8 protein-coding genes are annotated in these 10,413 nt (G+C 39.1%); 2 read left to right on the top strand and 6 right to left on the bottom strand.

What is annotated here, in order from left to right; genetic code table 11:
* Positions 1-49: 49 nt before the first annotated feature.
* The 4 genes from GBH70_RS15730 to GBH70_RS15740 all read right to left on the bottom strand — a co-directional run bounded on the left by GBH70_RS15730 (position 50) and on the right by GBH70_RS15740 (position 3,915).
* Entirely contained in the window at positions 50-1,279 is a 1,230-nt protein-coding gene (locus tag GBH70_RS15730) for a sn-glycerol-1-phosphate dehydrogenase (protein WP_151681913.1), read from the bottom strand.
* Positions 1,280-1,460: 181 nt separating this feature from the next.
* Entirely contained in the window at positions 1,461-1,613 is a 153-nt protein-coding gene (locus tag GBH70_RS16885; RefSeq protein ID WP_172967575.1) for a hypothetical protein, read from the bottom strand.
* 144 nt (positions 1,614-1,757) lie between these two features.
* On the bottom strand, positions 1,758-3,179 hold the full coding sequence (gene araA / locus GBH70_RS15735; protein WP_151681914.1) for an L-arabinose isomerase: 1,422 nt from the start codon (positions 3,177-3,179) through the stop codon (positions 1,758-1,760).
* Between the two features lie 31 nt (positions 3,180-3,210).
* The gene (locus GBH70_RS15740) at positions 3,211-3,915 is read right to left on the bottom strand and encodes an L-ribulose-5-phosphate 4-epimerase (protein WP_151681919.1); all 705 of its coding nucleotides are present in this window, start codon (positions 3,913-3,915) and stop codon (positions 3,211-3,213) included.
* 867 nt (positions 3,916-4,782) lie between these two features.
* Between GBH70_RS15740 and GBH70_RS15745 the strand changes: the two genes are divergently transcribed.
* Entirely contained in the window at positions 4,783-6,189 is a 1,407-nt protein-coding gene (locus GBH70_RS15745; RefSeq protein WP_151681915.1) for a sugar porter family MFS transporter, read from the top strand.
* 18 nt (positions 6,190-6,207) lie between these two features.
* Positions 6,208-7,809: a xylulokinase gene (locus GBH70_RS15750; protein WP_151681916.1), complete on the top strand. Its 1,602-nt coding sequence runs from the start codon at positions 6,208-6,210 to the stop codon at positions 7,807-7,809.
* A gap of 389 nt (positions 7,810-8,198) precedes the next feature.
* On the opposite strand, the gene GBH70_RS15755 is transcribed toward GBH70_RS15750, so the two are convergent.
* Together GBH70_RS15755 and GBH70_RS18020 are read right to left on the bottom strand one after the other, a co-directional pair.
* Entirely contained in the window at positions 8,199-9,353 is a 1,155-nt protein-coding gene (locus GBH70_RS15755; RefSeq protein ID WP_151681917.1) for a GntR family transcriptional regulator, read from the bottom strand.
* Positions 9,354-9,709: 356 nt separating this feature from the next.
* Positions 9,710-10,108, bottom strand: a complete 399-nt coding sequence (locus tag GBH70_RS18020) for an integrase core domain-containing protein (protein WP_151681918.1) — start codon at positions 10,106-10,108, stop codon at positions 9,710-9,712.
* Between the last annotated feature and the right edge of the window lie 305 nt (positions 10,109-10,413).

Here is a 10,413-nt window from a genome sequence, read left to right on the forward strand (position 1 = left end):
GAGTAATGAGAATGAATTTTAGTGTTTCAAGTTTTAGTTTGTAACAAACCTATATCTCTGCCAATTTGTGTTCCCCCATCCTGACAATCTCATTTAAAAACTTCAAACCTGTGAAACGGTTGCGTAAATGGTGTGCATTTTGCAGGCTTTCCGCAACCAAACCGCGATCAATATCCAAATCGCGGGGGTAAACCGGGCCGCCCAATTTAGAAATCATATCCCGAATCACCTTTGCATCCGGAATGTTACTGTATAGCGCAACGATTTTATCCCGATGCTGTAAAATTCTTTTCAAATTTTCTTTTTCATCCCGTGTTGTATAAAGTTTTTCCAATCTAGCACGGTCGGATAAAACCGGCAGTAATTCAGTTTTATAAATATCCGAAAGAAGTGCGGTGGAAACGCTGACCTTTGCGCCATGGAGCACTTGCGGTTTATGCCTTTTCAGGAATTCCATTTCCCAATAGTGTGATAAATGGTGCTCGCCACCGGAAGCCGGATGGGACTGCTCAAACATCAGCATTGCCAAACCGGATTTGACCAAAGCTTCAAACAGGACACGGATCCCCGCTTCATCCGCTTTAGAGATTGTATCAATATTGGCAACGCAAGTATCAAGCGCTTCTTTCGTAATGCGCGCAGCCGTTTCAGAGTATGGTTCGCCGGCAGCGAGATGGCCGAAATGCCAGTCGGTTAAAGAAGTAAATTTAGCCATCATGTCTCCAAAACCGGCTGCAATCATTTTGCGCGGCGCATGCTGCAGGACATCTAAATCCGCAAAAACGGCAATTGGTGATTTGGTCTGATATGTGATTTTAAATCCGCGGATGACAATGGGGGCACCCATTGAAGTAAAACCGTCAACGGAAGGGGCAGTAGGAATGGAAATAAAAGGTTTGTTCATTTTATAGCAGGTAAACCGGACGACATCATGGATCGTGCCGGAGCCTGCTACCAGTACCACGTCAGCATCCTGCGGCGTCTCGGTCAAAACTTGGACAATCGAGTATTCATCAGCTAAAACATCCCCATTATTATCGGGTTTTAACAGCGTAACCGAATAGGAAACCCCATTATCTTTTATTTTTTGTTCCAGTTTTCTCCCTGCTGCTATATAAGTATTGGCGTCAGCCACCATCACGATCCGGCTCCACTGTTTTTCTTTCAAATATTTGATCAGCTGATCAAATGCATCGTAAGAAACAAGGATTTTTTCAATCAAAATATTGGACGCTTTTTCCCCGGATAAAGTCTTTATTTGTGAGAGCATGTCTACCATTTTGCAGGTCCTCTTTTTGCATTTTTCTTTCCTATTTCAAAAAGAACAGCTGCCCGGCCGGTTTCCGGACAGCTATGCCACTATTTATCTTGACTTCTGAGCCTGACAGATTGAACAGTTAATAGGTGTAAAGTTTGTGACTAATCTGTACAACAGCCAGGCACTTATTCCCGAAATGCGATTATTTATCATTTTTATCTTCAAATGCTAATATACCTAATGAATCAATTTCAGAAATAAGCTGTTTTAAATTTCTCTCTTTTTTTGGTTGTGAAAAATACTTTTCTTCCAATTTGTTAAATCTATCAGCCAGAACATATGCCGTTAAATACAATGTTAACTTTTCCTTTGCAATTTTTTCGGGATCAGCCGCATTAGAACCTGTGACAGATTGAACTAGGCAAATTCCTCTTTATCTAAATGAATATACTCTTCATTTTCTTCACTCATGAATCTTTATCACTCCTTTAGTCCTTATTCAAATTTTCACTACTTCAAGACCTGCTAATTTCGCAAAATCTTCTATTTGTTCAGCCGTTACGGCAAAAGAAAACACGGTATGATGCCCGCCGCCGTTTTCAATCCATTTGCTTATCCCTTCATAAAAGCCCGGTTTTGGGGTCCAAATTTGGCGTGCAACAGGCAATTTTGGCGCTGCTTCCGTAGGTTTTTTTCCTTCTACTTCATACATAACCAGTTTAAACTGATCGCCAAAATCCGAAATGGTTAAATCAATTGCATCCCCTTCCGAGCCGTCAAATACAAGCCTTGCAGGGTCTTCGCGGTCGCCGATACCTAAAGGATGGACTTCCACTCTGATTTTCGTGCTTGCCAATGTCGGATCGACCTCTAGCATATGGGATCCTAAAATTTCCTCATGGCCTTTTACCAAGTTGTACGTATAGTCTTCCATAAAACCTGTTTTTTCGTTATGCGCCATGATTTTGATTAACCGGTCAAAGGCAGCGGTTTTCCAATCCCCTTCCCCAGCAAAACCGTATCCTTCAGCATTCAACCGTTGGACAGCCATGCCCGGCAGCTGCTTCATGCCCCACAAGTCTTCAAAATTTGTCGTAAATGCGGTATATCCGCCCCGGTCGAGAAATTTTCGTAAAGCAATTTCAATCCGGATCTGCTCTTTTACATGTTCTTCAAAATATTGGGGATCGTTATCTCCGATTACAAACTCATATTTTTCTTTGCATTCTGCATAAGTTGCTTCAATTTCCTGGTCTGTCACTTTTTTCATTTCTGCAACGAGGTCGCCGATACCGTAATAATCAACCGTCCAGCCGAACTGGATTTGCGCTTCAATTTTATCGCCGTCGGTAACCGCGACATTCCGCATATTGTCCCCGAATCTTGCCACTTTTATATGGAAGCTTTCGTTGTAGGCGACTGCAACGTCCATCCATTTTCCAATTTGTTTTTGGACATTTTCCTCTTTCCAATGCCCGACAACAACTTTGTTTCTCTTATTTAATCTGGCATTAATAAATCCGTACTCCCGGTCGCCGTGGGCACTTTGATGCAGATTCATATAATCCATATCAATGGTTTTCCACGGAATATGGTCCAGAAATTGTGTTGCTAAATGGAGCAGCGGTTTTTGTAATAATTGCGTTCCTCTGATCCAGTTTTTTGCAGGAGAAAATGTGTGCATCCAGGTAATCACACCGGCAACATTGTCATTATAGTTTACTTCTTTCATCACCTGTGTAATGCTATCGGCAGTTGTGGCAACAGTTTTAAATACAATCGGATATGGCAGGTTGCCGTTTGCATTTAATTCATCAATGATTTTAACAGTATCCTCTTTTACGGCATCCAGCGCTTCTTTTCCGTATAAATGCTGGCTGCCGACTACAAACCAGAATTCATAATCATTTGTCTTTAACATCTAAATAACCTCCTTAATAATAATTAATCTATTATTTATTATTTATCTGGCCATAATAAGCATTTTTACCATGTTTTCTCAGAAAGTGTTTGTCCAAAAGATACTGATCCATGTCAATATGATGCGGATTCAGCTGTAACGAGTGATAAGTCATCTTTGCTACTTCCTCCAGAACAACCGCATTGTGCACGGCTTCAAGAGCAGATTTTCCCCATGTAAAAGGACCGTGATCATTAACAAGTACAGCCGGTATCTGATCTGGGTCAATCTGACGTTTCTCAAAGGTCTCAACAATGACATCCCCAGTCTGTTTTTCATACTTAGTGACGACTTCCTCTTTTTTCATGGCTCTTGAGACCGGAACGGGACCATAAAACGTATCGGCATGCGTCGTTCCTGCTGCAGGAATATCAATGCCTGCCTGAGCAAATGAAACTGCCCAGGGAGAATGTGTATGAACGATCCCTCTAATATTGGGAAAATGACTATAGAGCACACAATGTGTTGGTGTATCGCTTGACGGATTTAAATCGCCTTCCACGACATTTCCGTCCAGATCGACAACCACCATTTTTTCCGGTGACAATTTTTCATAATCGACACCGCTCGGCTTAATTACAACTAAGTTTTTTTCACGGTCAATTCCGCTTACATTTCCCCACGTAAAGGTGACCAGATTATATTCAGGCAGCAGCATGTTCGCTTCATAGACTTCTTTTTTCAATTCTTCTAACATCATCTGATCATTCCTTTGATATTGATTGATTCTTCAGAATACTTCAGGATCTTCAGCCACTTCATCACATCATTGATGCCTGTATCAAAATAGTCGTGCAGTTTTTTAACTCTTCATAAGTGCGTTTCATCGTGTCAATGGAACACCCACATAATCATTGGCATTTTGAAGCGCCCAGTCAATGCCAAAAGCAATAAGTATTCCCGGCAGTTCATTCTTCAATCACCCCAACCGGGTAATTTCCGACAGCCGAAGAAATCACCTCACCGACTGATAAATTCAGAAAAACGGCTCGGACCGACATGGATTTAAAATCAACTCGGATGCATATTTTGACATGTTCACACCTCCATCGATTAACCGCTTACAAGAAGAATACTATATCAATTATCCGTATAAGTCAACGAAAAATATATTTGTATGCATAAATATGTTTTGCTGCACATAAAGAAAATGTTTATACAACGGGTTTTTTGGATGCTTTTGTCGAATGAATATGCAAGGGAAATCCCGTATTTATGGTGTTCGTATATTTTTGATGCCACCGCCTTCTTGTTAAGCATTTCTATATCTTCTAAGCAGCACCTGAATAATTTAAGAGAAGCAGAGAACGCAAGTCGTGACGGCAAAATTAAACATTTCTTAGTAGTTTAAAAACTTTTAAACGCCGCGGAATTTATCCTAATAAATATTTTTTGTATTGATTTATTAGGATAAATATGCTAGCATGTATATGCGGTTTGAAAACGCTTTTATTTTTTCTTAAATGTTAGCGTTCACAAAAGGAGGTCAGCAAAAAGCCATCAATACTTTTAGTAAAGGGATTTTTATACAACATAATTATTAAACCTTGAGGAGGGAACTTTAATGGTTGATGAAAAGAAAATCTCGAGTGGCTTTATTTATTTTTTCGGGGCTTTTGGAGGCATTCTTTTTGGCTATGATATTGGTGTTATGACGGGTGCTTTGCCTTTTCTGGAAAATGATTGGAACCTTCAAAACAGCGCTGGCGTTATTGGATGGATTACCTCTGCGGTGATGTTTGGCGCTATTTTCGGAGGCGCCTTGGCCGGACAACTTTCTGATCGTTTAGGACGGCGCAAAATGATTTTAATATCTGCTTTAATTTTTGTTGTTGGATCCATTTTGTCAGGAATAGCCCCTCATGATGGGCAATATTTTTTGATTGTTGTTCGGATTTTATTAGGATTGGCCGTTGGTGCTGCTTCTGCATTGGTCCCGGCCTATATGTCGGAAATGGCGCCTGCACGTTTACGCGGGCGTTTGTCAGGTATTAATCAAACAATGATTGTTTCCGGGATGTTGCTTTCGTACGTTGTCGATTATTTATTGAAAGATTTACCAGAAACAATGGCATGGCGATTAATGCTTAGTTTGGCAGCCGTACCTTCTTTGATTTTATTTTTTGGAGTGTTAAGGTTACCCGAATCACCACGTTTTTTAATAAAGAACAATAAACTTGATGAAGCACGTAAGGTTTTAAGCTACATTCGCTCTAAAAAAGAAGAAATTGATTCTGAAATAAAACAAATTCAAGAAACTGCTAGAGAGGAAGAAAATGCAAATCAAAAAGCATCATGGGGTACATTATTTAGTAATAAATACCGTTATTTAGTAATTGCCGGAGTGGGTGTAGCGGCTTTTCAACAATTCCAGGGCGCAAACGCAATTTTTTATTACATTCCTTTGATTGTAGAAAAAGCAACAGGGCATGCAGCTAGTTCGGCGTTGATGTGGCCAATTATTCAAGGGGTTATTCTCGTAGTAGGTTCATTAATATTCCTAATGATTGCTGATAAATTTAATCGCCGTACTTTATTGACAATGGGCGGAACGATTATGGGGCTATCCTTTATTTTGCCAGTAATCTTGAATTTACTAATTCCTAATGCAAATCCGATGATGATCGTTGCTTTTTTAAGTATCTATGTAGCACTTTATTCATTCACGTGGGCTCCTTTAACTTGGGTCCTGGTTGGAGAAATTTTCCCGCTGATTATTCGTGGACGTGCGTCAGGATTAGCTTCATCATTTAACTGGATTGGTTCTTTCTTAGTTGGATTGCTATTTCCAATTATGACTGCTTCGATGTCTCAAGAAACTGTTTTCGCAATTTTTGGTGTTATTTGCTTACTTGGGGTTTTATTTATCCGGACACGTGTTCCCGAAACCCGTGGCCATACCTTGGAGGAAATCGAAAAAATCGGGGAGAAAAACGTAATTGAAGAAAAAGGTGTGAAAATAGACTTATAAGGCAGGGAGGTAAATTAAATGAACTTAGTGGAAACTTCTAAGGCAATTCAACAGGGAAATGTCTCATTAGGCATCGAATTAGGATCAACGCGTATTAAAGCAGTATTGGTAACTGACGACTTTCATACAATTGCTTCCGGTAGCTACATTTGGGAGAATAAATTTGAAAACGGAATTTGGACTTACCCATTAGATGAGGTCTGGAGAGGAATTCAAAGAAGCTATACGCAAATTGCAGCAGATGTTCAGGGTAAGTATCACACTACTTTAACAAAAATTAGCGCGATCGGTGTTAGTGCTATGATGCACGGATATTTGGCTTTTTCAAAGAATGGCACTTTGCTTACTCCTTTTAGAACTTGGCGTAATAACATTACCGAACAAGCTGCTGATGAATTGACAAAACTGTTTAATTTTAATATTCCGCAACGATGGAGTATCGCACATCTCTATCAGGCAATTTTAAATAAAGAACCGCATGTAAATGACATTCATTTTATTACCACCTTAGCTGGCTATGTACACTGGAAATTGTCTGGAGAAAAGGTTTTAGGAATTGGAGATGCTTCAGGTGTTTTTCCAATTGATGAAGTTACAGGAACTTATTCTACAGAATTTCTGGATAAGTTTGAAAGCCTTGAAAATGTAGCGCATTATCAATGGAATATTCGGGATATCCTTCCTAAAGTTTTAAGAGCCGGTGATCATGCAGGAACATTGACCCGGGAAGGAGCTAAATTACTGGATGCGAATGGAAATCTCCAAGATGGTAGTTTAATGGCTCCGCCCGAGGGTGATGCTGGAACTGGTATGGTATGTACCAATAGTGTTCGTAAACGAACAGGAAATATATCAGTCGGAACATCTGCTTTTTCAATGGTTGTGCTTGATAAGCCATTGAAAAAAGTTTATAGAGATATTGATATCGTCACTACACCAAATGGTGCACCAGTAGCGATGGTTCATATTAACAATTGTTCATCTGATATTAATGCATGGGCAAATGTATTTAAACAATTTGCTGAACGCCTCGGTATAGATTTGAAAACGGATCGTCTATATGAAACGTTATTCTTGGTTACTACTAAAGCTGATCCTGATGCAGGCGGATTACTCAATTACAGCTACTTATCGGGCGAGAATATTACCAAAATGCCTGCCGGGCGCCCGCTTTTTGTCAGAGAACCCAATAGTTCGTTTACATTAGCAAACTTTGTTCAAACTCAGTTATATGCTGCATTTGCGCCACTTAAAATTGGAATGGATATTTTGAAAAATGAAGAACAAATAAAAACAGATGTCATGATTGCTCAAGGCGGTCTATTTAAAACGCCAGTCATTGGCCAGCAAGTTCTGGCCAATGCATTAAATACGCCAATTACGGTTATGAGTACAGCCGGTGAAGGCGGTGCCTGGGGCATGGCAGTATTGGCTGTTTATGCTAAACATGGAAATAGCCGTCAAAGTTTAGAAGACTTTTTAGATCAGGAAGTTTTTGCTAACCCCGAAAGTATGACTTTAAGTCCAGAGCCTGAAGGAGTTTCTGGATATGAAGTATTTATTAAAAAATATCAAGAGGGTTTACCAATTGAGTCAATGGCAATTAAGTCCATTTCATAATGGAAGCGGGGACAATGGAATGGCTGAAAGAATTAAAACAATAAGTTTGTGACGCAAATATGTAACTTGAAAAGATAGAAAAACAATTAGAAAGAATAAGATAACAACAAACCAAAAGCATTTCTTCAGCATAATGAGGAAATGCTTTTGCTTTTAACTTGGACTAATTGGGGTGTTTTTCAATAAAAGTAAAAGCATTTTTTCCATGATATACCCTCTTGTGCAATTTGAATGGTCAAGACCGAAGACGTTTCACCAATACAGCGCAAAATAACATACTCTCTAAGATGCAAGTCATGAGAAAAATTTAGTAACCTCTTTTATCTTGGGCATCCCCTCTTTTAACAAAACCTGATTAAAACAGTTTAGAAGAATGCGAAAAACACATGTTACCTATCGCTATGGCCGTCTGCTTTACCTATCTCATTTTCTTCTAAGCTTTTTATTGAAACTGAGTTTTTAGGATGATTAATCGGTCTCACTGAGTCCCTTTTAATCATTTCCGGCTCATATATCTTTGATGTGACCGGTTGTTTATTTATCATATCGATGATCATTTTACCGGCATCGAGTCCCATTTTTTCCTGCGGATGGCGAATGGTTGTTAATCTTGGATTGATAAATTTCGAAAATTGATAATCATCGACACCAATAATGGAGAGATCCTCAGGAATTTTCAAACCTATTTCTTTCACGAAATTAATGACTTGAATCGCTAACTGATCGTTATAACAAACAATTGCAGTCGGAGCAAACTTGGATCGTGTCAGGATTGTATGAAGCTTTTTAAACAAGTTAATTTTATTTTCTTCCGTTTGGTACATCATGATTTCGCCCATATTTGAAATTTCAGGATGCTTCTGATAAGCTTTGATATAACCATTCATTCGATGAATCCCCTGTTTATCGTCAACCTTAAATATACCAACGATTTGTTTGTGGCCCAGGGAAATTAAATAGTTTGTGATCATTTCTCCGGTTCTTACATCATCCATGATTAAATAAGGAATATCAACATCATCATAGACAGCATTAATGAACAACATAGGAATGCCCATTGATTTGATATTGTCGTAAATACTTTTGTTGACATTATTCAGCGCGCTTTTTGTTGGTTCAATTATTAATCCAGATAACTTATTTGACAATAAATTGGTTAAGCTTTTCCGTTCTTTCTTCGGATTGTTTTGTGTATTGGCAATCAAAATAGAATAACCATAGTTCGATATATAATTGTCGATTCCAGTGATGATATTTGGGAAAATATAGTCCGCTATATGGGTTGTAATTAAGCCGATTGTCTTATCTTTAATAACAGATTTAGGCTTGTCTTTCCAATCATCGACAAATATTCCTCCGCCTTGAATGCGATAAATAAAGTTTTCTTTCTCCAGTTCATCAATCGCATGTCTTACTGTGAACCGGCTTACATGATAAATCTCCATGAGTTCCGACTCGGTCGGTAATTTCTCATTTACTTTGTACTCTTCTGATAAGATTTTCTCCCTTATATCCTGCTTAATTCTTTCATACTTTTTGGTCATGTTATGTTCCCTTTAATTTATTTATAGATAGTTTTAAAAAAGCTTAATAAAACAATGACTTTTATAATAATAACATACTTTACCTCTATTCAAAAACAAAATCAGGCTATTTTTCGCACTATAAAGCCATGAATAGTCACGGATTAACCCCCGTATTTTGGACAGTCTCTCTCTTAATCTAGCTTTTTCTTAGTATTTTGCGTTTTTCCTAACCATTTGTCCTTTTGGTTAGTCTAGTCATTTCTTCCATTCCATCAAGGGTAAAGGCTTTGCCCTCCTGTCGTCGCCCTTGACCCCATTCCAGAATGGCTGTCATGATTTGTGGGACAAATGGTCGAAAAAATGGAAGGGGAGGGTTAAACCCGTACCTCTTTAATTTTCAGGTCTGTCCGTTGCTTTTCGTAAAATTCCATAGGTGACAGGTCCTGAAGGCTCGAATGCATTCGCCTTTCATTGTAAATTACCATGAATTCCGTAACGGCTTTGTATGCCTCTGTATAGCTCTCAAACTGCCATCTCGACAGGCAGTCGTCTTCAAAAATCCGGTGAAAAGATTCAATGTGGGCATTCATATTTGGCGTTTTCGGTGGTATTCTTTCATGCTCCATTTTCATATTTTCGCAAAACTCCTCAAAGGCATGGGAAATAAACTGTGGCCCGTTATCTGTCCGGATCACAGGTTTTTGCGTCATATCCAATGACTGGCGTTTCTGAAACGCACGCTGCAGAGTTGTACGACGTCTGCGGCTGTGCAGCTTAAGCCCATGTGGTAGTCAATGATATTGCGGTCATAAACGTCAATAATCGACATGACAAAGAAATGCCGGTCTTCACCGTGAATGAAACCGTATTTAATATCAGCCTTCCAAAGCTGATTGGATTTCGTAACCGTACGGTTACGTGCCAGTTTCCTAGGATGCGTGTTTTTCTTTTGCCTTTGCGGCCGCAGTTCTTTTCACAACCGGTACACTTTTTTCTTGTTGATGATTAATTTATAACTCAACTTTCGCAGACTGAAATAGCCAGGCATTGCTTGATATAACTAGGAATTGCCTCCAAT

It is taken from the genome of Weizmannia acidilactici (assembly GCF_008974225.1).
In the GTDB taxonomy this organism is placed as follows: domain Bacteria; phylum Bacillota; class Bacilli; order Bacillales; family Bacillaceae_C; genus Weizmannia; species Weizmannia acidilactici.